Consider the following 26,550-nt stretch of genomic DNA (forward strand, 5'->3'; position numbering starts at 1 on the left):
TGATCCGCCTGATCCGCCTGACCCGCCAGCCCCCGCCGAACCGCCTCCCCTGACCCACCGCCGAACCCGGCCCGCCCGTACGGCCGTACGCCGCTGCCCCCGACACGCGCGGCACAGCCGCACCGCGCCGGGGCGCTCCGCTTGCGGGCCGCCCGACCCTGCGACGCCCGACCCCGCACCGCCCTGCACCGCCCCGCCCGGCCCCGCCCCGCACCGCCCCCACCCCACCCCGCCCCGCGACGCCCCCACCCCACCCCAACACCCGCCCTCCGCCCGTCTTCCGCACCCGTTGGACCGGCTCTCCGACGATCCTCAAGCGAAGGCCGACACCGTGTCCACCATGACCACCAGCGCCGTAACCGTCGACACCCCGGGTTCCGTGCGCACCCGCCGGGCCGCCGCCGACGCGTCCGCGCGCGCCGCCCGTCTGGAGGCGCTGCTCGGCGATCCGTACGACCCGGCCAACCCGCACGGCCTGCGGGCCCTGTTCGCCGCCGACGCCCGGCGCGACGTACCCGCCGAGACCGAGGCGCTCCTGTCCGCCGAGGGCATCGGCGCCGAGTACGTCCCCGCCGCGCACGGCGGCCTGCTCACCCGCGCCGACCACCTCGTACGCGCCCTGCGCCCCGTCTTCCGGCGTGACCTCGCGCTCGGCTTCGGCCACGGCATCACCTCGCTGTTCGCGGCCGGCCCCGTCTGGGCCACCGGCAGCGCACACCAGCGCCGGTACGTCGCCGACCTGCTGCTCACCGGCCGGCGGGCCGCGATCCTGCACCACGAACTCGCCCACGGCAACGCGATCCTGCGCGACGAGTTCACCGCCCGCCCCGCGCCCGGCCCCGCCACCCCCACCGGCCCCGCCGACCCCGGCGGCCGCCTGCTCGGCAGCCGTCTGCTCGGCGGCCGCAAGGACGTCATCATCAACGCGCGCCGCGCCGACCTCCAGGTCGTCTACGCCCGTACCGACGCCGCCCGCGGGCCGCGCAGCCACTCCGTACTCCTCCTGGACCCCGCCGGGCAGCGGCCCGAGCACGTACGGCAGCTGCCCCGGGTGGAGACGCCCGGCATGCGCGGAGCGCTGTTCAGCGGCCTCGAATTCACCGACTGCCCCGTCCCCGCGGACGCCCTGGTCGGGGCGGTCGGCGAGGGAGTGCCCCTCGCCCTGCGCACCTTCCAGGTCAACCGCAGCCTGGTCTGCGGCGTCGTCACCGCCGCCGCGGACACGGTGCTGCGCTCCGCCGTACGGGCCTCGGCCGAAGGCGGCGACGGCCTGGTGCTCCGGCGCCGGCCCAAGCCGCTCGCGGGGGTCTTCGCCGACCTGCTGGCCTGCGACAGCATGGCCACGGTCGCCCTGCGGGCACTGAGCCTGCGCCCCGCCGGGGCCCACCTCTTCGCCGCCGCCGTCAAGTACGTGGTGCCGGACCTGCTCCGCGAGGACCTCGAAGAACTCGCCACCGTCCTCGGCGCACACGGCTACGACCACCGGGCCCCCGAGTACGGCGCGCTCGGCAAACTCGCCAGGGACCTGCCCGTCGCCGGGCTCGGCCACGCCGGCAGCGCCTCCTGCCTGGCCGCGCTCGTGCCCCAGCTGCGCGGCCTGGCCGGGCGGTCCTGGTTCGCCGAGGACGAGCCACCGCCCGAGCTGTTCCGCCCCGACGCCGAACTGCCCGACCTGGACTACCGGTTGCTCTCCGTCGCGGGCGGCGGAGACTTCATGGCCGCCTCGCTCGTCGGCAGCGCGGCCCGGCTCGCCGCGGCGCACGGCGCAGGCGGACACCTCGCCGCACTGGCCGCGCTCGCCGAGGCGTTCGCCACCGAACTGCGCGCCCTCCAGGAACAGTGCCGCCGCCTCCCGGCAGCCGCCGCGGCCCTCACCGACCCCGCCGTCGCCGTCCTCGGCGACCGCTACTGCCGCGTCGTCGGCGCGGCCGCCGTCCTGGGGACCTGGGAGCACCAGGACGGCACCGACCCGTTCCTCGCCGACCCCGCCTGGGCGGTCCTCGCCCTCACCCGGATCGGCGGCCAGCTCTCCATCCCGGTGCCCGACCTGCCCGACGGCTGCCGGGAGAGGGTCCTCGAAGAGGTCGTACGCCGCTACCGGGACGGCCGCAGCTACGACCTCGACGCGGTCGCCCTCGCAGGGTGACCCCCTCCCGTCCCCCGGCATCCCACCCGCCACCCGGCATCCCACCCGCTCCCCAACTCCCCAACTCCCCACGGAAGGCAGGGACGTTGACGAACACCCGGACGACGCCCGGCGCCGAGCGCATCGGCACGCCGGTCCACGTCGGCGGCCCCGACGCCCCCTGGCACCGCGTGCGGGAGTCCATGGACCGGCACGGAAACGCCGTCGTCCACACCACCTGGGGCGAATGGCTGCCCGCCGCGGTCGCCACGCCCTCGCTGCGCCCCCTCCTCGGCCGCGACTGGCAGCGCTACCGGCGCACCGGGGACCCCACCGTCCGCTACCGCTTCGTCGCCTCCCGGCTCGCCACCAAGTACACCGCCGCGGCCGCCCTGCACGTCGACCCGGCCGAGATCGACCTCGCGTACAAGACCGGCGGACGGCCGTACCTGCGCGGCCTCGGCCAGATCGACGTGAGCCTGACGCACACCGACGACCTGATCGCCGTCGGCATCAGCCGCGACGGCCGCATCGGCGTCGACGCCGAACCCGCCGACCGGCGCATGCCGTACGAGCTGATGCGGCGCCAGGTCCTCACCCCCGCCGAACGCGCCGAGCTCGAAGTCCTCACCGAGGAGGAACGCACCGCGCGGATGCTGCGGCTGTGGACCCTGAAGGAGGCCTACACCAAGGCGCTCGGCCAGGGACTGCGGCTCGGATTCACCGAGTTCGGCTTCGGCGCGGCCGACGAGGGCCCCGCCACCCACGAGGAGTGGGCCTTCGCCACGCACCACGTCCTGGGCGACCGCTACCTCCTCAGCGTCGCCCGGCACGACGCGGGCCTGGACAGCTCGCCCGACACGGCGGCGCACACCATGTTCGACGAGGGATTCATGGCGGCCGTCGCCGAACTCGTCGACTGACCCGCCCACATACGCCCCCGCCCGGTACAGGGCGGTTCGTGCGGCTCTGGAGCCCCGCTCAAGGAACCTGACCCCCTGCCCCGCACGCGGCTACCGTACGAAAACGGTGGGTGCGTACGCGAGACGAGGAGGCCGTCATGGCGAAGCCCGGCGCAGCCCCTCACCCACGCCGCCCGCCCCGGGCCGGGGCGCCACCACCCCCCTGCCGTCCCGGCCCGCCCCCACCCGGCCGCCGTCCCCGCGCTGCCCCGGCCCCCGGCCGCCGCCGTGTCAGCGCCGTGTCAGGCCCGTGTCGACGGGCCTTCGCATACTCGGTCCGCGCTCGCAGAGGAGGGAGGGTGGGGTGTCGCCGTGTGCGTAACAGCGGCCCTGTGTGGAGACATACACAGGTAAGCGGACGCACACCCCCCGGATGACCATGACCGCCGATGATGCCCCGCACGCCCCGAACGACGCACCCGTCGAGCAGCTGACCGTCGTCGTCGACCTCGCCGGCAAGGACGAAGACACCTTGCCGGTACTGGAGTTGCGCGGCCCCCTGGACACCCACTGTCTTGAGTCGGCCCTGGACCGCATCGACCGCGCGACCCTGCGCCCCACGCGCGAACCCCTGTGGCAGCACAGCCTCGAACACTACGGCCCCGGCCGGCACACGCTGCGGCTCACCGCCACGACGCCCCCGGAGTCCCCGGTGGACTTCCCGGCCGGTCTGCTCGCCGACCTGCTCACCCACACGCCGTGCGGCGGTCCTGACGGGCGCCGGCTCCGGCCCACCCCGCTGCAGCGCGAACTCGTCGCCGACGCCGACGCCCACCCGGCCGCCGCCCGCCACAGCGAACAGTTCGCCTTCGCCTGGAGCGGACCGCTGGACCTCGACCGGTTCACCGCCGCCTGGCAGTCGGTCTTCGACCACGAGAGCGTGCTGCGCGCCGCCTTCGAGGACGGCCCCGAGCCGTACCTCGTACAGCACGACCGGATCGTCCCCGAGGTCGTCCGGCTCTCGTACGACACCACCGACTGGCACACGGTCGTCGAAGCGGACCGCCGCCGCGGCATCGACCCCCGCGGCCCCGGCCCCCTGCGCATCACCGTCCTGACCACCACCCCGCCCGGCACCACCACCCCGCCCGGCACCACCGGCACCACGAGCACCACCGGCACCCCGGCCGGGACCGCCCAGGACCCGGCCGTCCCCACCCCCGCCCCCGAACCCGCCCGCATCCTGCTCACCTTCCACCACGCCCTGCTGGACGGCCGCAGCGTGCGGATCCTGCTCCAGGAGTTCTACCGCGCGTACCTCGCGGACGGCGTGCTGCCCGGCGGCGAACGCCGCCCCGACCTCGCCGACTACCTGCGCTGGCTCGCGGACCGGAACACCGCCCCCGCCCAGGAGTTCTGGGCCGGGGCCGACCTCGCCCCCGGCACGGACCTGCCCGCCGCCGCCACCGGAGCGGGCGTCGGGTACACCCGCACCCGGCTGACCGTCCGTCAGACCGAGCGGCTCAGGACCTGGGCGGCCGAACTCGGCAGCCCCGAGAGCAGCGTGCTGCACGCCGTGTGGGCCCTGCTGCTGTACCGGGCCCGGGGCGGCGAGGGCCCCGCCCGGGTCCGCTTCCACACCACCGTCTCCGGACGCGGCATCCCCTTCGACGGCGTCGAGGGGCTGCCCGCCCCGCTGCGCAGCCCCCTGCCGGTGACCGTCGACGTCGACCCGCAGGCCACCGTGCCCGCGTTCCTGGGCGCGCTGCGCGACCGTGCCGTGGAGCGGTCGGCCTACGAATGGGTGTCGGCGGGGCAGATACGTTCCTGGTCCGGGCTGCGCGGCACGGCGCCGACCGGCAGCCTGCTCGTCTTCGAGGACCTGCCGCGCGAGTCCGACGTCCTCGCCCGGCTCCTTGCCGAGCAGGGGGTGTCCGTCGGCGCCGCCGAGACCCTCGGTGCCCGCACCGCGTTCCCCTTCACCCTCGTCGCCCACCACCACGACGACGGAGCCCTCGCCCTCACCGCCTCGTACGACCGGACCCGCCTGGGCGACGCCGGTCAACTCCTCGCGCACACGGCCCAGTTACTGCGCCGCATCCCCTGCGAGGCGGACCGCACCACGACCGTCGGGGAGCTCGTCGCACTGCTCGACGACCTCCCCCGGGAACCCCGGCCCGCCCCGGTCCGCGCCGTCTCCCGTCCGTACGCCGAGGACACCGCCGCGTCCCCGCTCGTCGTACTCCGCCCGGCCACCCGCCCCGGCGCGGGCACGGTCTGTCTGGTGCAGACCCCGGCCACGCCCCGCGCCCTGCACACCTCGCTGGTCAGGGCCTACCGGGGCCCCGAGGCGGTCGCCCTGCTGCGCCCGGCGGAGCTCTCCCGCCTGCGCGACGCCGTCCTGCGCGCACTCACCGAGGGCCCGGTCGTGCTCGGCGGGTTCTCCGGCGCGGGCGTCGTCGGATACGAAGTCGCCCGCGCGGTGGCGGCCTTCGGCGCCCGTGCCCCCAAGGTGGTGCTCACCGCGGCGGGCACCTCCACCGCGGACTTCGCCCGTACGCTCCAGGACGCCTCGCGCCACACCCGCTGAGTACCCGTACGGACTACCGTCCAGCATTCCTTAGCCCGAGTGGGTGACAAGAATCGCCGGACGGGCAAGCAGGGCAATTACTGTCCTGTCGCATGACTTCCACCGAAACAAGCGAAATCGTCCTCAACAAGGCTCACTTGGGCACGATCGGTGTCCTCGCCTGGGCCGGCACGCACACCGACGACGGACGTGACGCGGCCTTCCTGCTCGCCTACCCGCTCGGGGACGGAGAGGGCAGTACGGAAGAGGGCGAGCTCGCGGTCCGCGCCATGCTCACCCAGGCCCAGCTCCCCGTGGGCGGCGCCATCGTCAACGGCGCACTGTCCAGCGTCCCGCTGTCCCTGCTGGTCGAGGGCGGCAACGCGGTCCTGACCCTGCCCCAGCTCAACGCCACCTGCACCGCCCCGCCGGAGTGGCTCGCCGCCGCGGAGAAGCGCGGTCAGGTGCATCTGATGTTCACCACCCGCGCCTGGCCGGAGGCCAAGCCGGGCGAGCCCGTCACCGAGGAGAACCTCCAGGAGTTCGTCGGGGACGAGGAGACGATCCGCTCCTCCGCCCACTGCCGACTCCCGGCGGCCCGCCTGCGTACGTGACCGTACGCAGCACGTGACCGTACGTCCCGGCGACGTGCAGGGGACGTTCCGGCGACGTGCATGGGGCCCCGCGAAGATCTTCCTTCGCGGGGCCCCATGCGCCGTTCACCTCAACCCGGCGCGCGAGCGGCTGTCACGCGCGCCGGGCCCACCACCAGGCCCCTCCGCAGCAGAAGGGCCCGGACGTCAGTGGTTGTTCGCGCCGTTGCCCGTCAGGACCGGGATGTCGCTGAGGATGTGCGAGAGCGGCTCGTCACCCTTGGCCTGGGTGGAGTTCTCGACGCACTGCTGGTTCTGCGGCGCGGACAGGATCGGAATGTCCTGGACGCCGACCGGCACGACACCCACGAGCGACTGGAGGTTCGCCTTGGCCGGCAGGCCGACACAGGGCTTGTTGAGCGAGCCCTGGACCAGGGACATCTGCGGGCTCATGTCGCCGCGGGTCTCCGAGTTGCCGTAGTGCTGCTCGGCACCGTTACCGCTCAGCGACGTCGTGCCACCGTCGTCCGCGATCGCCATGGCCTGCGGAGCGGCGAAGCCCACCGCGGACGCTGCGACTGCGGCCGTGACCATCATCTTCTTCAGCATCTACATTTCCCTCTTCGTTTCGGACAGACGGTCTTGCGGCCTGCTCAACCAGGGCACCTCGGGTTTGGTTCCTGCCGTTCACCCGAACGGCATAAAAACGTTCTGCCGGGCCCCCGTCGCTGTGATTTCCATCCGGTCTGTTCTTCATTTAATTCGCACGAGAGCCGTACGAGTGAATGGTGATAACCAAAGGCGCCCCGAAGAGTTTTCCAGGGAGCCTCAGCTCGGGGTACTCCAGTGGGAAAGAAGGAATTCAGAGATGAAGAAGGTCATGGCAAGCGCCGTGTTCGCAGCGTCCGCGGTGGGCCTCAGCGTCATCGGCGCTCCGCAGGCCATGGCGATCACGGACGACGGTGGCACCACCTCGCTGAGCGGCAACAAGGCGGAGCAGCACTACGGCAACGCCACGACCGGCGGCGACATGAGCCCCCAGATGTCCCTGGTCCAGGGCTCGCTCAACAAGCCCTGCATCGGCCTGCCCGCCAAGGCGAACGCCCAGTCGCTCGTCGGCCTGGTGCCGGTCGGCCTCCAGGACATCCCGGTCCTGTCCGCGCCGCAGAACCAGCAGTGCGTCGAGAACTCCACCCAGGCCAAGGGTGACGAGCCGCTCTCGCACATCCTGGAGGACATCCCGGTCCTGACGGGCAACGGAACGAACAACCACTGACGCTGTTCCGCGGCGCGGCCCCCGGCGGGGCCGCGCCGCGGTGCGCTCTTTGCACACATGAGTGGGCCCCGGCAGATCTGCCGGGGCCCACTCATGTGTGCAATACAGGAGGACGTGCACGCCTGCGTGAATTGGCGGTCATCAACGACGTGTGCGCCGACGGCTGGGAGAATCGCGCCCGAACAGGTGCAAGTACGAGATTACCGTACCCAACCAGAAATCCGGCCGGGTATCACCCGAATGCTTTTCGTGCCGTGTGTGCGGACAAAGTGTTCGGGCAAATCGGTGCGCATGTGCGGGGTATACGGGTGACACCGGTGATTTCCCGGTGCGCCTCCTGTCGTCCGAGGGAAGTGTGACGCCGTTCCCTCTCGCCTTTCGGCAGGAAGAAGTTGACACGTGAAGCGCAGAAATCAGTGGGCCGGGGGGCTCGCGCTCGGCGCGATGGTCCTCGGCAGTTCCGGGTTCGCCGCACCGCCCCGGCCCGCCCCCGCAGCAGCCGCCGCGTCCTTCGCCGGGCCGGGGGCCGTGCTGTCGGTCGCGCCCGCGAAGGAGGACACCACGCCCGAGGACGGCGGCGGCTCCGAGGCGGTGCGCCAGCGCGAGGCCCGGCTCAACCCCGTGGCGATGCAGGCCCTGTGCGCGGGTCCCTCCGAGCGTGAGTACGGCTTCCCCCTCTTCGACGACGTGAACGTCGAGGTGGTGGAGCAGTCCCGCAGCGTGGTGGGCGACATGGTGGTGCTCACGGCCGCGGTGCAGGGAGCGGTCGGCCAGCAGGTCGTGGCCACGGCCCAGAACGCCTGCGACGGCACGCTGGGCAACGAGCACCTGACGGCCCAGTTCATGCTGGGCGGCGACTCGTACGCCATCGAGTCCAGCGGTCCCGGCCGGGTGTCCATCACCCAGGTGACCCCGCTGGGCGACGAGGACGAGTCGGCGTCCATGAGCATGCCGCCGGCCCCGGCCCCGCCGGCTTCGATCCCCGTACTGCGGTCCGCCCCGGTGGCTCCGGACAAGGCCTGCCGGCGGGGTGGCAGCACCACGCTGATCGACCTCGTCGTCGGCTACACGCCCAAGGCGCTCTCGGAGTCGGGCGGCGTCACCCAGATGCGGTCCGACATCACCCGGGCCGTGGCCCTCACCAACGACGCCCTGGCCGACAGCAAGGTCGACGCCCGGGTCCGCCTGGTGAACATTCCCCCCGTCTCCAACGTTCCGGCGGCCCGCGACGGCGTCACCCAGGACCTCATCAAGGCGCTGGCCACCCCCCGTGACGGGCTGCTCGACGAGATGCAGACCCTCCGCGACCGTTACGGCGCCGACCTGGTCTCGGTGATCGCGGGCGGCCGGGCCGCGGGCGGCCTCGGCTACTCGCCCAAGGCACCGTCCACCAAGACCGCCAACTACGGCTACAACGTCGTGGCGCACGCCGCGCTGAAGAACTTCTCCCTCGGCCACGAGATCGGCCACAACCTCGGTTCCGCGCACGACCGCGTCACCCAACCGAACCAGCCGCCGCCCTACGGCGCCAACGGCTACTTCCCCCGCAACGGCGACTTCGCCTCGCTGATGGCCTACGAGTCCAGCTGCCGCAAATCCACCAAGGGCCGGTGCGGACGCGTCAACCAGTTCTCCAACCCCCATCTGACCTACCGCGGCCAGGCCTTCGGCATCCCGCTCGGCCGGACCGACGAGGCGGACACCGCGCAGGTCTTCAACACCACGTCCAAGGCCATCGCCAGCTACCGCAACACCAAGTCCAGCGACACCCTGTGCGCGGTGACCACCACGGTCTCCCCCGGTGGCGCCGGCACCGTGACCCCTGCCCAGACGGGCCCCTACCCCAAGGGCAGCACCGCCCGGTTCACCGCGAAGCCCGGCTCGGGCTACGTCTTCGCCGGCTGGACCCTGAACGGGAGGAAGGCCGGCACCGCCGACAACACCCTCACCGTCGCCGTCACCGCCGACCAGACGCTGACCGCCTCCTTCCGCAAGGGCCAGACCCCGCAGCCGAAGGTGGCCACCTCCGCCACCCGGGGCGGCACCGTGAAGAAGGTGCCCGCCAAGCGCGGGGCCCCCTCGACCGGCACCGAGCTGTACGACGCGGTCCCCGAGCCCGGCTGGAGCTTCAGCGGCTGGACCCTCAACGGCTCGAACGCCGGTGACGACGAGACGGTCGAGCTCTCGCCGGACGACGAGAACCTCGCGCTGCGCGCGGAGTTCGACCGCAACAAGTACAACCTCGGCGTGGACGTGCGCGGCCGGGGGAAGGTCGCCCTGAGCGAGCAGGGTCCGTACGCCGAAGGGGACACCGTGACCGCCACGGCCACCCCGGAGCGCGGCTTCGTCTTCACCGGCTGGCTCCTCGACGGTGAGGAGTACGGCGGCGACATCGACAGGTCCAACGGCGAGACCGCCGTCTCCTTCAGCAACGACAGGAGCCACACCCTCACCGCGGTATTCGCACCGGTGAAGTGACCTGGCGTCACACCTGGGAACGCGGCCGGCCCCTCCCGGGGGGCCGGCCATCGTCTTTTCCCCGTACAAAGAAATAAAAATATAGAAGCAAGTAAATCCGAGTGCGCCATCTGCGGTATTTCGGCCGTTCCGGTGTTTCCTGCGGACGGGGCTTTCTCTGCAATGTGTAAAGATCGTCGAAATACCCCAGCTCCTCAGGAGGTGCACCATTATGAACGCTGCCAAGAAGGCTGCTTTCGTCCTTGCCACTGCCGGTCTCGCGGCAGGCGCCGCCGCTGGTACCGCCGCGGCCGACAGCGACGCGCAGGGCACCGCGACCAACTCCCCGGGTGTCGTCTCGGGCAACCAGGCCCAGGTTCCCGTGCACGTTCCGGTGAACGTGTCCGGCAACACCGTGAACGGGATCGCCGGGCTGAACCCGGCGTTCGGCAACGAAGCCACCAACAGCTGACTTTGGCTGCCGTCCACACGAGTGGGGCCCCACAGAAGAACTGTGGGGCCCCACTCGTGTGCATGTCCGGGTCAGAGCACCCCGACGCCCAGACCGAGGCCCACGCCGAGGCCGACGCCGTGGTACGGGTACCACCGGGGGCCGTCGTGGCAGAACAGCTGCCCGTGGTGCGCCCAGCAGCGGTCGGCGGCCGACGGCTGGGCCGACGGCTCAGCCGGTGCGGCGGAGGCCGTCCCTGCCAGCGGAAGAAGAGCGACTGCCGTGAGGGCAGCCGTTGCAGCGGCTCGTCCGACGATCTTGCGCATGTGTGCTCCCATGAACGTGGAATATGACAGAAGGAGGCATACCGCTGCTCCTTGTTGTCGTCACCACGAGGCATGCGCCTCACTCGTACGGACCCATGATTGGGCCGTACGGCTCCGTCCGGCGAACCTTGACGGCAGGCCTCAGCCGCCGACCGGGAGACCGCCGAGCATCGAACCGCCGGCGGGGCTCACCGCGCCCTCGACCAGCTTCATCGGCTCCGCGTTCCTCGTGTCGTTCAGCTTCTTCGCCACGTCCTTCGCGGAGTTCACCAGCGGTACCGGACCGTCGAGCCGCTTCGTCTGCGTGTTGTACGCGTCCACCAGCTGCTGCACACCGGCGTTGAGGCTCATCGAGGGGCTGGTCGGCATGCCGGTTCCGCCCTGGGCGGCAGCAACCGAGGAGGCTGCGCCCACCGTGACCATCGACACGGCCAGGACCGAAGCAGCCTTCGTGTACTTCATCTCAGTTCCCTCAATCTCTGCGGTGAGCTTCTCAGTCTGATGAAATCCGGCGCCGTGCGTACGTCCTCGCGCAGCGCCCGCACCTTGCCTAACGGTCTGTCGGCCGCGGAGAAACTGAATCCATGCACGGTTTCCCGCATTTCACCCGTGTGCTGAGAAGAAGCGCACGCGGAATTCGTGTCTCTCGTACTTCGACGTGCTTCGAACGAATGCTTCGAACGAAGCCGTCCCGCCACCTGAAGGCAGCGGGACGGAAGAGCGGGGCCGACCCTTTCGACGCCTGCGTCCTCTTTGACGACGGTGTCCTCAAGGGCCTGCCCCGCTGGGGCGGCGAAGGCCGCCCGGCGCTGTGGGGTCAGCGCTGTGCGGCGCGTCCGCGACGGGCCAGGAACAGGCCGGCGGGGAGCAGCGCCGCGCCCAGCGCGGCAGCCTGTCCGGGCTCACCGACACCGGTGGAAGCCATGTGCGGCTTACCGGTGGGCTTGCCGTGGGGCTTGCTCGGCGCGGTGGGCTTGGACGGAGCGGTCGGCTTGCTGACCGGCGGCTTTACGACCGGGGGCTTCACGACCGGCGGCTTCACGACCGGGGGCTCGTCGGCGGCCGGGGGCTCGTCCGCGGGCGGCTGGTCGGCCGGGGGCTCGTCGGCCGGGGGCTCGTCGGCGGGCGGCTCATCGGCCGGGGGCTCGTCCGCGGGCGGCTCGTCGGCGGGCGGCTCATCGGCGGGCGGCTCATCGGCCGGGGGCTCGTCCGCGGGCGGCTCGTCCGCCGGGGGCTCGTCGGCCGGGGGCTGGTCCACCGGCGGAGCCTGCATGGCCGGTCCGTTGGCGCAGTCGTTGCCGAACGCGGGGTTCAGTCCGGCGATCCCGTTGGCCGTGTTGCCGCAGGCGTTGACCGGGACGTGCACCGGAACCTGGGCGTTGTTGCCGGAGACGACGCCGGGGGAGTTGGTCACCGTCGAGTCGGCGGAGGCTCCGCTGACCGTGCCCGGCGCCTTCCCGGAGGCGTTCTCGCAGTCGTTGCCGAACGCGGGGTTCAGCCCGGCGATCCCGTTGACCGTGTTGCCGCAGACGTTCACGGGCACGTGCACCGGAACCTGGGCGTTGTTGCCGGACACGACGCCGGGGGAGTTGGACACCTTCGAGTCGGCGGAGGCCCCGCCGCTCTTGCCCGTGCCCGGCGTCTTGCCGGAGACGTTCGCGCACTTGTTGCCGAACGCCGGGTTCAGCAGACCGATCACATTGACCGTGTTGCCGCAGAGGTTCACCGGGACATGCACCGGAACCTGCACGCTGTTGCCGGACCCGACGCCCGGCGAGTTCGAGGTCGTCCCCTCCGCCGTCGCGTCCGCGTGGGCGGCGCCCGCGGTCATGGAGAGCACCCCCGAGACTGCCGCCGTGACCAGCACACTCTTACGCAATACCTGTCGCACTTCGCCGTTGCCTGTCTTTCATGATTGCGGGGCAAGCCGATTGCTCACCCACACACGAGGAGGCGTTGAACGGCCAACCCCTGAATGCAATACATGAATTCAGGGACTGGCCGGGTCCGAACACACGAGGGTTCGGATTTCAGAACTACTTGTTGACGCAGGTGTTGCCGAACGCCGGGTTCAGCAGGGCGATCAGGTTGACGCTGTTGCCGCAGACGTTCACGGGCACGTGCACCGGAACCTGGATGTTGTTGCCCGAGATCACGCCGGGGGAGTTGGTGACGGTGGCGTCGGCGCCGGCGTCGGCCATGGCGGGGGCAGCCCCACCGAGGACCATCAGCGAGCTGGCGATGACTGCGGCGATCTTCGTGGACTTCATGGTGTGACCTTTCTTTTGGCGGCACCGTGAACAGTCACGCATTTCGTGCTGCACGGGTAAATTTCACATTTCCGTGGCGCCGCTTTCGCTATCGGTAACGATGTGGCGTCATTAAAGAAACTCATTTGATTCCGGGAGTTTCTTCTGTCACTCGAAAGGCCTATGAGGAGAAGCTGCAAGAAGTGATCCGCAGTGCTTATCGGGAGGCCGGGGATGCGGGCTCCAGGACGCGGTCGGCGTCCTGGAAGCTCCCCTTGGACACCTGAGGCACCGTCAGGGGCAGTGCGAGCGGCAGTTCGTCCGCGGCGGCGGCACCGGCCGGGACGGAGAGTGCGGCACAGGCCGCGGCGGCGAGGATCAGCGCGTGCTTCTTCATGGGCTGTCAACGGCGGGCGCACCGGTGGGTCACGCCGACCGCGGGAACGTGGTTCAGCCGCCGAGGGGGAGGCCGCCGAGCATGCCGCCGGGGGCGCCGGACGTCGCGGGCGCGGCCCCCTTGGCCAGGTCCCCGACGACGGGCAGCCCGCTCAGCAGGTCGCCGGCCGGCGCCGCGGCGGCCGGACCCGGCTTGGGAGCGGCCTCGGGGGCGGCAGCCTGAGCGGTCCCGGCGGCGGCGAGCGCCGCGCCCGAGGCGAGGACGGCGAGGGCGGCGGCGGTGGTCTTGTGGTGACGCATGATTCTCCTGCTGAGTGCGGTTCGGCTGGACGGCAGGCGCAACGAGCCGCACCGCACGGAAGTCACGCGCCCGCCCCACTCCGCCCGGGACCGGTCCACGCCGCCGGCGCACCGCGCACGGCGGTCGGTTCACCCGCCACGGCCCCGCCCCGGAAGGACGTTCGGCCCCAGCCCACCGGAGGACGGGGGGCGTCAATGACGGAGTGCGTCAATAGGGTGATCTGCGGTCCGGTCACGTCTCCAACGGCGCAGGCACGCGTTCTCCAGAGGTGAGAACGACAGGGGCCACCCCGGCGGCCTGTCGCCCCGTCAGCGCCCGAAAGACAGGACCCCTCGTGAAGTACATGCAGGCCACCGCCGCCCTCGCAGGAACGTTCGTTGCCCTGGGATCGGCCACCCCGGCGTTCGCCCACCACGACGGTGACCACGCCATGCCTGGATCCGAGCAGGTCGCAGCGGCGCAGTCGAAGGCCGACGAGGTCACCGCCCAGCAGATGCAGAAGCTCACGGACCTGACCACCCCGCAGAAGTTCCTGGCCGGCGTCAAGTCCCAGGTGGACGACATGCAGCTCAGGCAGGAAGCCGCGGCCGCCCGGGTGCACCCGGGCGGCCCCGGTGCCATGCCCGCGCCCGGCGCCCTGCTCGGTGGGCTGACCGCGGGCGGGGGCCCGGTCGGCGTTCCGGTCGGCGACGTGCTGGGCTGACCCGCGTACACCTCGCCGGGTTGACGCCTCGGGCATCCCCGTGCTGCCCGCCCGACACAGCGGCACCGCTGCGCTCAAGGCGCAGCGGTGCCGCTGTGTCGGGTTTCAGGCGAACATCTCGGCGAGCAGTTCCGGGCCGATGGCGATGGGCGCGGGCCGGTAGGACGGCGGCTGCGTGCCCATCAGCTCCCGTACCAGGAAGTCCCAGCAGCGGGTGCGTACGTAGGCCAGGCAGTCGATGAATGTGTGCTCGGCCCCTGGTACGACGAGCAGTTCGAAGTCCTTGCCCGCGGCGACGAGCCGGTCGGCGAGGCGCAGCGTGTGGGTGGGGTGGACCTGGTCGTCCAGCTCGCCGTGCACGAGCAGCAGCTTGCCGGTCAGCCGGTCCGCGAGCTCCACGCTGGAGGTACGGGCCCAGGCCTCGGGGTCGTCCGCGCCGTCGTAGGTCTCCACGAAGCCCGGGTTGAAGTGACGGGCGTCGTGCGAGCCGGAGAGCGCGGCCCCCGCCCGGTACGTCCCGGGGAAGTCCAGCATCGCCCGCGCCGCGGCGAAGCCGCCGCCGGAGTGGCCGAGCACGCCCACCCGGTCCAGGTCCATCCACGGCCGGGACGCGGCCAGTTGGTGCAGCGCCGCGACGTGGTCGGCCAGATTGCCCGCGTCGGCCACGCGGCCCCACGAGGCGTCGTGGAAGGACTTGTTCCGCCCCGGGGTGCCCCGCCCGTCCAGCGCCACCACCACGAAGCCCAGCGCCGCGAGGGGTTCCGCGTCCATGCCGATCCCGCCGGGGTCGAAGCACGGGGCGACCCGGGCGACCTGCGGACCGGGGTAGACGTTGTCCACCACCGGGTAGCGGCGGGCGGGGTCGAACCCGCGCGGCCGGTACAGCACCCCGTAGACGTCCGTCTCCCCGTCGGCGGCCTTGACGCGGAACCGCTCCGGGGCGGTCCACCCGGTGGCCACGAGCCCGCTGATGTCGGCCCGCTCCAGCTCGACCAGCACCCGGCCCGTCCAGTCGACGACGCGGGTCACCGGCGGGGTGTCGACGGTGGACGCCGAGTCGAGGAAGTACTCCTGGCCGGCCGCCGCGGTGACGACGTGGTCCAGCTCGTCGTCGGTGAGCCTGGCGAAGCCGGAGCCGTCCAGCGAGACGCGGCACACCGTGCGCCGGTACGGGTCCTCCTCGACGAGCCCGGAGGCGGTGAAGTGCACCACCCGTGCGGCCTCGTCGACGCGCAGGATCTCCCGCACCGCCCACTGCCCGGAGGTGACCTGCCCGAGGAGCTCACCGGTGCGCAGGTCGTAGCGGTACAGGTGGCCCCAGCCGTCCCGCTGCGAGTACCACAGCACCTCGTGGTCCAGCACCCGTACGATCGGCGGCTCGTAGAACGACTGGTTGGGCTCCACCCGGGTGTCCCCGCTCTCGCTGAGCACGGTGGTGACCTCGCCGGTGGCCGGGTCCAGCCGACGCAGGGAGAGCGTGCGCGGGTCGCGCGGCCGGTCGAGGTAGTACACGGCCGAGCCGTCCGGACCCCACCACGCCCACCGGGTCGCGATCGGGGACATCGCCGGCATGAGCAGCGGCTCGGCCCGGGCGCGGGTCACCGTGCCCTCGGCGACGTCCAGGACGACGAGTTCGGCCTGCGGCAGGTGCGCGTCACCGGGGTGGGCGTACCGCTGGGTGTGCAGGACGGGCGCGCCGCCGTCGGCGGGCCTGGCCTCCACGAGATGGGCCTGGCGGACCTCGCGCTCGTCGGTCCGGTGCGTCAGCACCTTCGTGGAGTCGGGCGACCAGGCCACCATGGGCGGCAGGTGCGGCAGGCCGATCTTGCGCAGCAGGGTGGCGTTGCCCGTGGCGGCGGGACCCACGCCGTACTGGTGGTCGGGGGCGCCGTCGGTGGTCAGCGCCCACTCGCGGCCGTCGGCCAGCGAGCGCGCCCACAGGTCGTGCCCGCGCCGGGACACCGCGAACTTTCCGTCGGGCGACGGCACTTCGAGGGGGCTGCCCGGCGGTGTGAACTCGGCCGGCTCACAGGTGTAACTGTCCAGGTGGCAGCGCCAGTACGCGCCGAACGCGTCGAACTCCACGGTGTTCGCGGCCAGTTGGATGCCCGTGAAGGGCAGTGCGTCGGGGTCGGCCGCCTGCCCGGAGGCGGCGGTCAGCGCGGCGGCGACCCGGGTGTGGTCGAAGGCCGGTTCGCGGGTGCCCGCCGCCGGGTCGACCAGCACGAACCGTTTGCCGGCGCCGGTGTTCACCGCGTACCAGAAGCGGGCGCCTCCGTCGATCCACTGCGGCCTGACCTTGTCGCCGACGACGAGCTCGCCGGGGCGGGCGGGGCGGCGCAGGAGCTGTTCCGCGGCCTGGTAGTTCTCGTTGGTGCTCATGCTTCTGGTCCTTCCTCGGCGCCGGGGGCGCGCACGGTGCAGATCGTTGCTTCGTTGTTCGCGCGCCAAGTGGTGGACGGGCGCGGGGAGTTCGGTGGCGCGGTCAGCCGGGGAACACTTCCTTCAGGAGGTTCTCCAGGGCCTTCGGGAACACCTGCGCCGGGTCGATCGCGGCGTCGCCCATGGTCACCGAGGCGGTCAGGGTCGTACGGCCGTCGGGGGTGCTGTACATCAGCGCCCCGTAGCCCCCGGGCGGGCTGCCGTTGTGGTGGTGGACGGTGCCGCGGCCCTGGCCCAGGTCCTGCACGAACAGCCCGAGTCCGTAGCCGAGTTGCCCGTACGGCGTGCTCATCTCGGCCAGCAGCGGGGCAGGCAGGAGCCTGCCGCCCATGAGCGCGGAGACGAAGGTGTGGAGGTCCTGGGTGGTCGAGATCATGTCCCCCGCGCCGGCCAGCAGCGAGAGGTTCTGCCGGGTGACGTCGGCCGTCTGCCACCCGTCGGCGTCCTGGTAGCGGCAGTAGCCGTGGGCGTGCGGCTCCGGGAGCTCCGGCGAGGCGCCGGGCACCACGGTGCCCGACAGGCCGAGCGGGTCCAGGATCCGCCGCCGCATCTCCTCGGCGTACGGGCGGCCGGTGACCTCCTCGATCAGCAGCAGGGCGAGTGTGTAGTTGGTGTTGGAGTAGCCGAAGTCGGTGCCCGGGGCGAACCGGGCGGGCTCGGACAGGGCGAACCGTACGAGCTCCTGCGGCCGGTAGGTGTGGAACCGGTTGTCCACCCACTCCTTGCCGGTCGCCGGGATTCCCGGTACGAACGTGCCGCCGGGGCCGGGTTCGCCGGTGTAGTTGTACAGCCCGCTGGTGTGCTGGAGCAGCATCCGTACGGTGATCCGCGGGTCCAGTCCGAACCGGGGCAGGTGGTCGGCGACCGGGGAGTCCAGAGCGATCACGCCGTCGGCGACCAGCTGCAGCACCAGGGTCGCGACGAAGGTCTTGGTGGTGCTGCCCACCCAGAAGTGCCCGTCCGTCGGCGGCTTCGCGTGCCCGCCCAGCTCGGCCACACCGGCGCTGCCGGTCCACTCGCCCCGCGCGTCGTGCACGCGCAGCTGTATCCCGGCGAAACCGGAGTCCACGAACGACTGGAGGGCGTTCTGCAGCTCGGGGCGGTCCTGGCCCGCGGTGTTGTTCTCGTCCTGGTTGCGCGGTTCGTTCGCTGTGACGGTCGGGTTCGGCATGACGACGCTCCTTGTCCTGGGGGAGAGAGGGGTGTGGGTCAGACGCTGCGGGCGGTGATGCTGCCGTACGAGGTGGTGGCCCGGATGTTCAGGGCGGCGGTGGCGCCGTCGGCGTTCTTGAGGGAGTTGTGGATGCGGCCGTAGGCGGTGCCGGCGTCGAGGGTGGCGGAGACGCCGCGGGCGGCGCCGATGTTGATCTCGCCGGCCTCGGTGCGCAGCACGACCTCGCCGCGTACGGCCTCGGTGATGCGCAGGTCGCCCTTCTGGGTGCTGATCTCCGCGGGGCCGCCGAGGCGGCCGACCTGGATGTCGCCGGCCTGGAGGGCGAGGCGGGCGCCGTCGGTCTCGTCGAGCTTGACCGAGCCGTGCGCGCTCTCGTAGCTGACGTCGCCGAGGCGTCCGACGCCCCGGAACTCGGCGGTGGCCGTCTTCGCCTCGACGCGGGAGCCGGCCGGCAGCTGGACGGTGACCTCGACGGATCCGGAGTGGCCGAAGGCCTGGTTCTTCGCGGCGGGGGCCTCGATCCGCAGGACGCCGTCCCGGTAGTCGACCGTGATCTGCTCCGCCGCCTTCACGTCGCGGCTCTTCGAGGCGTTCGAGGGGAGGACCTCGACCGTGGTGTCGGCCCGGTCGGCGGCGATGAGCCGGATGCTGCCCGCGGGGATGTCGAGGACGGCGGAGACGGGGGAGGGGGTGGTGAACTGCATGGTGTTTTCCTTTGGCTCGTTGTTTCCGATGACCGAAACGCTACGTTGCCTTCACGAAGCTGGCAACGCTGTCGTTGCATCAAATCGCCATCACCGCAGGTGGATACGGGTATTTCGTTGCAGTGTCCTTGACGCATAATGCAACGTCAGCTGTCCGATCGTTGCAATGTAATGAGAGTGAACGCTAAGCTCTGGCCGCCCGGGACGACCACGGGCGACGAGAGCGAAGGAGACCGCGATGCCGGGAGGCAGACTCACCCAGCAGGAACGTCAGCAGATCGCGCTGGGACTGGCCGACGGCCTCGCCTACGCGGAGATCGCCCGACGGCTCGACCGCCCGACCTCGACGGTCACCCGCGAGGTCATGCGCAACGGCGGCCCCACCGCCTACCGCGCCGACCTCGCCCACCGCGCCACCGAACGCCGTACCCGGCGGCGCGGGCAGACCGCGCCCCGCGGGCAGGCGGCCGCACCGCAGCCGCACGGACGCGACCCCGAGGCCGTGCGCGCGTACGAGGAGGTGTTCACCGCCGTCCAGATGGCCTCCGGCATGCCCAGGATGATGGCCCGGGTGATGGCCGGCCTCACCCTCACCGACTCCGGCAGCCTCACCGCGGCCGAACTCGCCCAGCACCTTGAGGTCAGCCCGGCGTCCGTCTCGAAGGCGATCGCGTTCCTCGACAGCCAGGGCCTGGTGCGCAGGGAACGCGACGAACGCCGTCGCGAGCGCTACGTCGTCGACGACGACATCTGGTACCAGGCGATGATGGCCAGCGCCCGCTCCACCGCCCAGCTCGTCGAGACCGCACGGGAGGGCGTCGGCGTCCTCGGCCCCGGCACCCCGGCCGCCGCCCGCCTGGAGAACATCGCCCGCTTCCTCGACTTCGTCTCCGAGAGCATCGCCCGCGCCGCCGAACAGGCCCGCGAGATCCTCCACGCGAAACCCGAAGCGGCCCCGGACGGCGAGTAGTTGCCGCAGGGCCGCCCGCCGCGCGACCCGCCCGCCCGCCGAAGGAAAGCGCCCGCCGGAGGGCCCCGCCCGCCGCTCCTGCGCGGCGGGCTCCGTCGAGGGTCGAGCACGGTTTGAGGGCGTCGGCGCACCGTCGACGGGACAGTGAACCGAGCAGAGAGGAAGCGCCGTGGAGACAACGCGCGCCCTTCACGACCGCCGGGTGTCCCGCCCGGCGGCAGGCCGGACAGGCGGTCCGCGATGAGCAGGCGCGTCGTCATCACCGGCATCGGGGTGGTCGCTCCGGGCGGCAGTGGCGGGACCGCGCCCTTCTGGTCGCTGCTGTCCGAGGGGCGGACGGCGACCCGGCCGGTCACCCTGTTCGACGCCTCGTCGTTCCGTTCCCGGATCGCGGCCGAGGTGGACTTCGACGCGGCAGCCTCGGGGCTCACCCCGCAGGAGATCAGGCGCATGGACAGGGCGGCCCAGTTCGCCGTGGTCAGCGCCCGGGAGGCGGTCGCGGACAGCGGCCTGGACCTCGCCGCCCTCGACCCGCACCGCCGGGGCGTCACCCTCGGCAGCGCGGTGGGCGCCACCACGGGGCTCGACGTGGAGTACGACGTGGTGAGCGACGGCGGCGCGAAGTGGAACGTCGACCACGCCTACGCGGCCCCGCACCTGTTCGGCTACTACGTCCCCAGCTCCTTCGCCACCGAAGTGGCCTGGGCGGTCGACGCCCAGGGCCCCACCTCGCTGGTCTCCACCGGCTGCACCTCGGGTCTCGACTCCGTCGGGCACGCGGTGGAACTGATCAGGGAGGGCAGCGCCGACGTGATGATCGCCGGTGCCACCGACGCCCCCATCTCGCCGATCTCCGTGGCCTGCTTCGACGCGATCAAGGCCACCTCGCCGCGCAACGACGACGCCGAGCACGCCTCGCGGCCCTTCGACCGGACCCGCAACGGGTTCGTCCTGGGCGAGGGCTCCGCCGTCTTCGTACTGGAGGAGCTGGGGCAGGCGCGCGCCAGGGGGGCCCACATCTACGCGGAGATCGCCGGGTTCGCCTCGCGCAGCAACGCGTACCACATGACCGGACTCCGCCAGGACGGCGCCGAGATGGCCGAGGCCATCCGGACCGCGCTCGACGAGGCGAGGACCGCGACGTCCGACGTCGACTACATCAACGCGCACGGTTCCGGCACCAAGCAGAACGACCGGCACGAGACGGCGGCCTTCAAGCGCAGCCTCGGCCGGCACGCCTACGAGACGCCCGTCAGCTCGGTGAAGTCGATGATCGGCCACTCCCTGGGGGCCATCGGCTCCCTGGAGATCGCCGCCTCGGTACTCGCCATGGAGCACGGGCTCATTCCCCCCACCGCGAACCTGCACGAGCCCGACCCCGAATGCGACCTGGACTACACGCCGCTCACGGCCCGCGAGGCGCGCGTCGACACGGTGCTGAGCGTCGGCAGCGGATTCGGCGGATTCCAGAGCGCGATGGTCCTCACCCGGCCGGAACGGAAGGCAGCGGCATGAGCACCCCCACGCAGACACCCCCGGTCTTCACCGGCATCGGCGTCGTGGCCCCCAACGGCCTGGGCGTCGAGGCCTGGTGGAACGCCACCCTGGCGGGCGAGCACGGCATCGGACCGGTCACCCGGTTCGACGCCTCCGGCTACCCGGCGACCCTCGCGGGCGAGGTGCCCGGCTTCGACGCCAAGGCCCACATCCCCAGCCGGCTGCTGCCGCAGACCGACCACATGACGCGGCTCGCGCTCACCGCCGCCGAGGAGGCGCTCACCGACGCCAAGGCGGACCCGGAGCAACTGCCGGACTTCGCCGCCGGAGTGGTCACCGCCGCATCGGCCGGCGGCTTCGAGTTCGGGCAGCGCGAACTCCAGGCGCTGCGCAGCAAGGGCGGCCAGCACGTCAGCGCCTACCAGTCGTTCGCCTGGTTCTACGCGGTGAACACCGGCCAGATCTCCATCCGGCACGGGCTGAGGGGCCCCAGCGGCGTCCTGGTGACCGAGCAGGCGGGCGGCCTGGACGCGATCGCCCAGGCCCGCCGCCAGCTGCGCAAGGGCAGCAGCCTCATGGTCACCGGCGGCGTGGACGGGGCGATCTGCCCCTGGGGCTGGACCGCCCAGCTGGCCGGCGGGCGGCTGAGTACCCAGGCGGACCCCGCGCGCGCCTACCTGCCGTTCAGCGACGCCGCCTGCGGGCACGTGCCCGGAGAGGGCGGGGCCATCCTCGTACTGGAGGACGCGCAGGCGGCGCGTGCGCGCGGCGCGCAGACGTACGGGGAACTGGCCGGCTACGCCGCCACGTTCGACCCCGCACCGGGCCGCCCCGGCGGTCCCGCACTGCGCAGGTGCATCGAACTCGCCCTGGAACAGGCCCAGTTGACGCCGCAGCAGATCGACGTCGTGTTCGCCGACGCGGCCGGCGTGCCGGATCTTGACCAGCAGGAGGCACAGGCGATCGGGGACGTCTTCGGTCCTTACGGAGTCCCCGTGACCGCTCCCAAGACCATGACCGGCAGGCTCTCGGCCGGCGGGGCCTCGCTGGACCTGGCGGCGGCGCTGCTGTCCGTGCGCAACGGCGTACTGCCTCCCACGGTCCACGTGGCGTATCCGGCGGACGACCACCGGCTCGACCTGGTCACCTCCGTGCGCCGGGGCCTGGTGCGCGCCGCCCTGGTGCTCGCCCGGGGCCACGGGGGCTTCAACGCGGCCGCCGTGGTGACGGACGAACGTACCCACACGTCGGCCTGAGCGGTCCGACGGCCCGACCACCGAATCCGTACCCCCACCCGAAAGGTGTTTTCCCATGGCACAGATGACGCTGACCGAACTGACCAGCCTGCTGCGCGAGTGCGCGGGCGAGCAGGAGGGCGTGGACCTGGCGGGCGACGTCGCCGACGTCGACTTCACAGACCTGGGATACGACTCCCTCGCCGTGCTCCAGGCCGCCGGAATCATCGAGCGCGACCACAACATCGTGCTGCCCGACGAGACCGTCGCCGAGGCCAGCACCCCCGGCCTGCTGCTGGAGTTCGTCAACGCGAGCCTGAGCGCGGGGGCCAGCAGCTGACCCCGTACCGCCCGTACGACGCACGACACCGTCCGCCGGAAGCCAGGAGGCTTCCGGCGGACGGTGTCGTGACGGGCGTTTGAGCGCCGAGGCTCAGTCGAGGTCGTCGCGGTGGATCTGACGGTGCTTCACCAGCCACCGGCCCGCCTCCCGCACCAGCACGTCGCGGCAGGAGGTGCTGGCACGCAGCTCGGGGCGCCCGCCGCGGGGGGTCTCCAGGACCTGCGCGTAGGAGTTCGCCACGACCTCGCCCGTCCCGTTCTCCTCCAGCGCCAGCATGCCCAGCCAGTGGCGGCGCTGGATGCCGCGCGCCGCGTAGTCGTCGCAGGCCTTGCGCACCGCGGCAGAGATGGCGGAGCGGCCGGCCACGGGCTGAGGGAACGCGTTCGCGTCGAAGACGCCTTCCTGGGTGAAGGTCGCGGCCCACTCCTCGGCCCTGCCGGTGTCCAGCAGCTGCATCTGCGTGGCGTAGAACTGCTGGATCTCCTGGTACAGACCGGCGGAGCCGATGCCGGAGGGAGACACCTCTGTGACGGTCATCTGAGGACCTTTCCTGGGGAGTTCACAAACTCGGGAACACGGGCTCCGCCGATGGTCGCGCCCCCGCCTGCAAACTCCCTCGACGCCTGCTGGAGTCCGCCGTCCGGGCCGTCCGGCGCCCGCCGTCCAGCGCTCTTCGACTCCCGTGCGAGTCCCGTCGGAAAGGGTGAACGCCGACTACATCCGAGGGGAGTGCCCAGCATGGTGAGTGAAGAGCGGCGAGTGGCCCTGATCACGGGAGCCACCAGTGGAATCGGCCTGTCCGTGGCGAAGGACCTGGCGCAGAAGGGGCTGGCGGTCTTCGTCTGCGCCCGTGACGCGGAAGCGGTCAAGCGGACCGTCGAGGAGCTCAGGGCCGAGGGCCTGGAGGCCGACGGCACGTCCGCCGACGTGCGCGACCGGGAGTCGGTGCGCGCGCTCGTCTCGTCGGCGGTGGCGGCGTTCGGCCGGGTCGACGTACTGGTGAACAACGCGGGCCGCAACGGCGGCGGCGTGACGGCCGACCTCGCCGACGAGCTCTGGTACGACGTGATCGACACCAACCTGAACAGCGTCTTCCTGGTGACCCGGGAAGTGCTCAAGCAGTCCGGCATGCAGGACCGCGGCTGGGGGCGGATCATCAACATCGCCTCCACCGGGGGCAAGCAGGGCGTCGTCCTGGCCGCCCCGTACTCCGCCTCCAAGCACGGAGTGATCGGCTTCAGCAAGGCCGTCGGCAAGGAACTCGCACCGAGCGGCATCACCGTCAACGCGGTGTGCCCCGGCTACGTCGAGACGCCGATGGCCCAGCGCGTGCGCTCCGGCTACGCGGCCGCCTGGGAGACGACCGAGGAGGACATCCTGGAGCGCTTCCAGTCGAAGATCCCGCTCGGCCGCTACTCCACGCCCCAGGAGGTCGCAGGACTCGTCGGCTACCTGGCCACCGACGTCGCGGCGTCCATCACCGCGCAGGCGCTCAACGTCTGCGGCGGACTCGGCAACTACTGAGCCCCGGCAGGGGGTCGGACCGGCCGGACCCCGGACCACCGCATCCGCCACCCCCTCCTCCACCCCGTGGAACGGAAGGATCCTTCGTGCCCGAGAGGCATCACGCAACCCACACCGTCACCGTCGACGCCCCGGCCGAGACGGTGTACGAGATCATCGCCGACGTCACGCGCTGGCCCCAGTTCTTCGCGCCGAACATCCACGTCGAGCACCTGGACAAGGGTGCGCAGGACGAGCGCATCCACATCTGGGCCACCGCCAACGGGGCGGTCAAGCACTGGATCTCGCGCCGCGAGCTGAACCGCGCCGAGCGGTCCGTCACCTTCCGCCAGGAGGTGTCCACCGCACCGGTGGCCTCCATGGGCGGCACCTGGACGGTGATCCCGGAGGGCGCGGGCTCACGGCTGGAACTGCGCCACGACTTCACGGTCGTCGACGACGCCCCCGAGGGCGTCGACTGGGTGAACACCGCGCTTGACCGCAACAGCGAGGCCGAACTGGCCGGAATCAAGCGGGTCGCCGAGGAGTACGACCGGCTCGGCGACCTGATGTTCGACTTCGAGGACACCGTGCACGTCGCGGCGGACGGCAAGGACGTCTTCGAGTTCCTCCAGCGGGCCGACCTGTGGCCGCAGCGGCTGCCGCACGTCGACCGGCTCGACCTGACCGAGGACGAACCGGGCGTGCAGGTGATGGCCATGGACACCAGGGCCGCCGACGGCTCGGTGCACACCACCGAGTCCGTGCGCGTGGTCTTCGGCGCCGACCGGATCGTCTACAAGCAGACCACGGTGCCCGCACTGATGACGGCGCACACCGGCTGCTGGACCGTCACGGCGAACGGCGACGGTGTGGACGTCACCTCCCAGCACACCGTCATCATCAGGCCCGACGCGATCGAGCGGATCCTCGGCGCGGGACGCACCGAGGCCGACGCCCGTGCGTACGTGCAGCACGCGCTGAGCACCAACAGCCGAGCCACCCTCGGCCACGCCAAGGAGTACGCGGAAGCACTCCGCGGCTGAACCCGGGCGCCGCCCCGAACGCCCCACGAGGCCCGTGGCCGAGGGCCCGGGAACGAAGACGAGGAGAGATACCGATGGGTGGTCCGCACTTCTCCCAGGAGATGCAGGACACGCTGGCCTGGTACGCGCGGATGCGCAGGGACGAGCCGGTCAGCCATGACGAGAAGTCGGGCCGGTGGCGGGTCTTCCGGTACGCGGACGGTCTCAAGGTGATGCAGGACCCCGCGACGTTCTCCAACGACATGAGCGAGTTCATGCCGGACGTCGAGGAGCTCACCGCGTTCCAGAAGGGCAACTTCCAGAACATGGACATGCCCCGGCACCGGGAGCTGCGCGGGCTGGTCAGCCAGGCGTTCACCCCCCGGTTCGTGGCGAGCCTCGAACCGCGGATCGCCGCGGTGACCAAGGACCTGCTGGACGCCGCCGAGGCCAGGGGCGGCACCATCGACGTGGTGGGCGACCTCGCCCACCCGCTCCCCGTCACCGTCATCGCCGAGGTGATGGGCCTGCCCAAGGAGGACCACCCGCTCTTCCGCAAGTGGGCCTACGCGCTGCTGGTCGACAACGGCGTCGACGCCATCCGCAGCGAAGAGGGCATGGCGGCCATGGCGCCGGCCGTCCGCGAGATGAACACGTACCTCAAGGAGCTCGTGCAGAAGCACCGGGCCGCGCCGGGGGAGGGACTGATCGCCGACCTGCTGCGGGCCGAGACCCAGGGCATGCGGCTGGACGACCAGGAGATCGTCGGCTTCCTCGGGCTGCTGCTGATCGCCGGGTTCCTGACCACCAGCGCCCTGCTGGGCAACGCGGTGCTCTGCCTCGACGAGCACCCCGAGATCGTCGACAGGCTGCGCAAGGACCCGGAGCTGCTGCCCTCGGTCGTCGAGGAGGTGCTGCGCTACCGCTCCCCGCTCGTCTGGCTGGACCGCAGGGCGGCCAGGGACACCGAGCTGAGCGGGCACCGCATCCCGAAGGGCGCGCTGGTCAGCGTGGCCCTGATCTCGGCGGCCAGGGACGGCGACGCGTTCCCCGACCCCGACGTCTTCGACCCGGACCGCACGAACCACCGCCACCTCTCCTTCGGCAAGGGCGCCCACGTCTGCCTGGGCGCCCCGCTCGCCCGGCTGGAGGCCAGGGTCGCGCTGACCGAACTGCTGTCCCGCTACCGGGAGTTCAGTGTCGAGGGGGAGAAGGTCGAGTACCACGACCCGGACGGGCTGCTGGCGCCCACCCGGCTGCCGCTGCGGGTGCACAAGCGGTAGCGGCCACGTACTCGCAGGAAAGAGCC

At 71.9% G+C, this 26,550-nt stretch carries 26 protein-coding genes; 15 read left to right on the plus strand and 11 right to left on the minus strand.

Annotation, left to right across the window (positions count from 1 at the left end; all coding sequences use genetic code 11):
- The first annotated feature begins 340 nt into the window (after positions 1–340).
- From ACH4SP_RS37245 to ACH4SP_RS37260, 4 genes are all read left to right on the plus strand, one after another.
- The gene (locus ACH4SP_RS37245) at positions 341–2,146 is read left to right on the plus strand and encodes an acyl-CoA dehydrogenase (protein ID WP_398421935.1); all 1,806 of its coding nucleotides are present in this window, start codon (positions 341–343) and stop codon (positions 2,144–2,146) included.
- Between the two features lie 86 nt (positions 2,147–2,232).
- Positions 2,233–3,048 carry a 4'-phosphopantetheinyl transferase family protein gene (locus tag ACH4SP_RS37250; protein WP_398421937.1) on the plus strand — a complete coding sequence of 272 codons (816 nt, stop codon included), beginning with the start codon at positions 2,233–2,235 and terminating at the stop codon, positions 3,046–3,048.
- A 418-nt stretch (positions 3,049–3,466) separates the two neighbouring features.
- A complete protein-coding gene (locus ACH4SP_RS37255; protein ID WP_398421939.1) occupies positions 3,467–5,617 on the plus strand; it encodes a condensation domain-containing protein in 2,151 nt (716 codons plus the stop codon).
- 92 nt (positions 5,618–5,709) lie between these two features.
- Complete coding sequence (locus ACH4SP_RS37260) at positions 5,710–6,210, plus strand: DUF5949 family protein (protein WP_398421941.1); 501 nt, start codon at positions 5,710–5,712, stop codon at positions 6,208–6,210.
- A gap of 186 nt (positions 6,211–6,396) precedes the next feature.
- Here ACH4SP_RS37260 and ACH4SP_RS37265 read toward each other — a convergent pair whose 3' ends face one another.
- Positions 6,397–6,798, minus strand: a complete 402-nt coding sequence (locus ACH4SP_RS37265; RefSeq protein ID WP_398421942.1) for a rodlin — start codon at positions 6,796–6,798, stop codon at positions 6,397–6,399.
- Between the two features lie 259 nt (positions 6,799–7,057).
- On the opposite strand from ACH4SP_RS37265, the gene ACH4SP_RS37270 reads away from it, so the two are divergent.
- The 3 genes from ACH4SP_RS37270 (at position 7,058) to ACH4SP_RS37280 (ending at position 10,394) form a co-directional block, all read left to right on the plus strand.
- On the plus strand, positions 7,058–7,465 hold the full coding sequence (locus tag ACH4SP_RS37270; protein WP_398421944.1) for a rodlin: 408 nt from the start codon (positions 7,058–7,060) through the stop codon (positions 7,463–7,465).
- Between the two features lie 399 nt (positions 7,466–7,864).
- Positions 7,865–9,943: a reprolysin-like metallopeptidase gene (locus ACH4SP_RS37275; protein WP_398421946.1), complete on the plus strand. Its 2,079-nt coding sequence runs from the start codon at positions 7,865–7,867 to the stop codon at positions 9,941–9,943.
- Positions 9,944–10,154: 211 nt separating this feature from the next.
- Positions 10,155–10,394, plus strand: a complete 240-nt coding sequence (locus tag ACH4SP_RS37280; protein ID WP_398421948.1) for a chaplin — start codon at positions 10,155–10,157, stop codon at positions 10,392–10,394.
- Positions 10,395–10,465: 71 nt separating this feature from the next.
- On the opposite strand, the gene ACH4SP_RS37285 is transcribed toward ACH4SP_RS37280, so the two are convergent.
- The 6 genes from ACH4SP_RS37285 to ACH4SP_RS37310 all read right to left on the minus strand — a co-directional run bounded on the left by ACH4SP_RS37285 (position 10,466) and on the right by ACH4SP_RS37310 (position 13,644).
- Positions 10,466–10,711, minus strand: coding sequence for a hypothetical protein (locus tag ACH4SP_RS37285; RefSeq protein ID WP_398421950.1), 246 nt, complete (start codon positions 10,709–10,711; stop codon positions 10,466–10,468).
- Between the two features lie 129 nt (positions 10,712–10,840).
- Positions 10,841–11,161 (minus strand): hypothetical protein, encoded by a 321-nt coding sequence (locus ACH4SP_RS37290; RefSeq protein ID WP_398421951.1) that lies wholly within the window; start codon positions 11,159–11,161, stop codon positions 10,841–10,843.
- Positions 11,162–11,516: 355 nt separating this feature from the next.
- Positions 11,517–12,530: a chaplin family protein gene (locus ACH4SP_RS37295; protein ID WP_398421953.1), complete on the minus strand. Its 1,014-nt coding sequence runs from the start codon at positions 12,528–12,530 to the stop codon at positions 11,517–11,519.
- 205 nt (positions 12,531–12,735) lie between these two features.
- Positions 12,736–12,969 carry a chaplin gene (locus tag ACH4SP_RS37300; protein WP_398421955.1) on the minus strand — a complete coding sequence of 78 codons (234 nt, stop codon included), beginning with the start codon at positions 12,967–12,969 and terminating at the stop codon, positions 12,736–12,738.
- Between the two features lie 196 nt (positions 12,970–13,165).
- Positions 13,166–13,345, minus strand: a complete 180-nt coding sequence (locus tag ACH4SP_RS37305) for a hypothetical protein (RefSeq protein WP_398421957.1) — start codon at positions 13,343–13,345, stop codon at positions 13,166–13,168.
- A gap of 53 nt (positions 13,346–13,398) precedes the next feature.
- The gene (locus tag ACH4SP_RS37310; RefSeq protein ID WP_398421959.1) at positions 13,399–13,644 is read right to left on the minus strand and encodes a hypothetical protein; all 246 of its coding nucleotides are present in this window, start codon (positions 13,642–13,644) and stop codon (positions 13,399–13,401) included.
- 335 nt (positions 13,645–13,979) lie between these two features.
- Between ACH4SP_RS37310 and ACH4SP_RS37315 the strand changes: the two genes are divergently transcribed.
- Positions 13,980–14,348, plus strand: a complete 369-nt coding sequence (locus tag ACH4SP_RS37315) for a hypothetical protein (protein WP_398421961.1) — start codon at positions 13,980–13,982, stop codon at positions 14,346–14,348.
- Between the two features lie 105 nt (positions 14,349–14,453).
- Here ACH4SP_RS37315 and ACH4SP_RS37320 read toward each other — a convergent pair whose 3' ends face one another.
- The 3 genes from ACH4SP_RS37320 to ACH4SP_RS37330 form a co-directional block, all read right to left on the minus strand.
- Entirely contained in the window at positions 14,454–16,730 is a 2,277-nt protein-coding gene (locus ACH4SP_RS37320) for a DPP IV N-terminal domain-containing protein (protein ID WP_398421963.1), read from the minus strand.
- A 103-nt stretch (positions 16,731–16,833) separates the two neighbouring features.
- Positions 16,834–17,961 (minus strand): serine hydrolase domain-containing protein, encoded by a 1,128-nt coding sequence (locus tag ACH4SP_RS37325; protein WP_398421965.1) that lies wholly within the window; start codon positions 17,959–17,961, stop codon positions 16,834–16,836.
- A 38-nt stretch (positions 17,962–17,999) separates the two neighbouring features.
- Entirely contained in the window at positions 18,000–18,668 is a 669-nt protein-coding gene (locus ACH4SP_RS37330) for a DUF4097 family beta strand repeat-containing protein (RefSeq protein WP_398421967.1), read from the minus strand.
- A 238-nt stretch (positions 18,669–18,906) separates the two neighbouring features.
- Between ACH4SP_RS37330 and ACH4SP_RS37335 the strand changes: the two genes are divergently transcribed.
- From ACH4SP_RS37335 to ACH4SP_RS37350, 4 genes are all read left to right on the plus strand, one after another.
- A complete protein-coding gene (locus ACH4SP_RS37335) occupies positions 18,907–19,638 on the plus strand; it encodes a helix-turn-helix domain-containing protein (protein ID WP_398421969.1) in 732 nt (243 codons plus the stop codon).
- A 240-nt stretch (positions 19,639–19,878) separates the two neighbouring features.
- Positions 19,879–21,153, plus strand: coding sequence for a beta-ketoacyl-[acyl-carrier-protein] synthase family protein (locus ACH4SP_RS37340; RefSeq protein WP_398421971.1), 1,275 nt, complete (start codon positions 19,879–19,881; stop codon positions 21,151–21,153).
- Positions 21,150–22,391 carry a ketosynthase chain-length factor gene (locus ACH4SP_RS37345; protein WP_398421973.1) on the plus strand — a complete coding sequence of 414 codons (1,242 nt, stop codon included), beginning with the start codon at positions 21,150–21,152 and terminating at the stop codon, positions 22,389–22,391. Before ACH4SP_RS37340 ends, ACH4SP_RS37345 begins: the two co-directional genes overlap by 4 nt.
- Before the next feature lie 55 nt (positions 22,392–22,446).
- Positions 22,447–22,710: an acyl carrier protein gene (locus tag ACH4SP_RS37350; RefSeq protein WP_398421975.1), complete on the plus strand. Its 264-nt coding sequence runs from the start codon at positions 22,447–22,449 to the stop codon at positions 22,708–22,710.
- 93 nt (positions 22,711–22,803) lie between these two features.
- On the opposite strand, the gene ACH4SP_RS37355 is transcribed toward ACH4SP_RS37350, so the two are convergent.
- A complete protein-coding gene (locus ACH4SP_RS37355; RefSeq protein ID WP_398421977.1) occupies positions 22,804–23,250 on the minus strand; it encodes a nuclear transport factor 2 family protein in 447 nt (148 codons plus the stop codon).
- Positions 23,251–23,451: 201 nt separating this feature from the next.
- On the opposite strand from ACH4SP_RS37355, the gene fabG reads away from it, so the two are divergent.
- The 3 genes from fabG (at position 23,452) to ACH4SP_RS37370 (ending at position 26,524) form a co-directional block, all read left to right on the plus strand.
- Positions 23,452–24,237 (plus strand): 3-oxoacyl-ACP reductase FabG, encoded by a 786-nt coding sequence (gene fabG, locus ACH4SP_RS37360; protein WP_398421979.1) that lies wholly within the window; start codon positions 23,452–23,454, stop codon positions 24,235–24,237.
- An 86-nt stretch (positions 24,238–24,323) separates the two neighbouring features.
- Positions 24,324–25,262: an aromatase/cyclase gene (locus tag ACH4SP_RS37365; RefSeq protein ID WP_398421981.1), complete on the plus strand. Its 939-nt coding sequence runs from the start codon at positions 24,324–24,326 to the stop codon at positions 25,260–25,262.
- Positions 25,263–25,336: 74 nt separating this feature from the next.
- Entirely contained in the window at positions 25,337–26,524 is a 1,188-nt protein-coding gene (locus ACH4SP_RS37370; RefSeq protein ID WP_398421983.1) for a cytochrome P450, read from the plus strand.
- The last annotated feature ends 26 nt before the right edge of the window (positions 26,525–26,550 follow it).

Source organism: Streptomyces sp. NPDC021093, assembly GCF_044333135.1.
GTDB lineage: Bacteria > Actinomycetota > Actinomycetes > Streptomycetales > Streptomycetaceae > Streptomyces.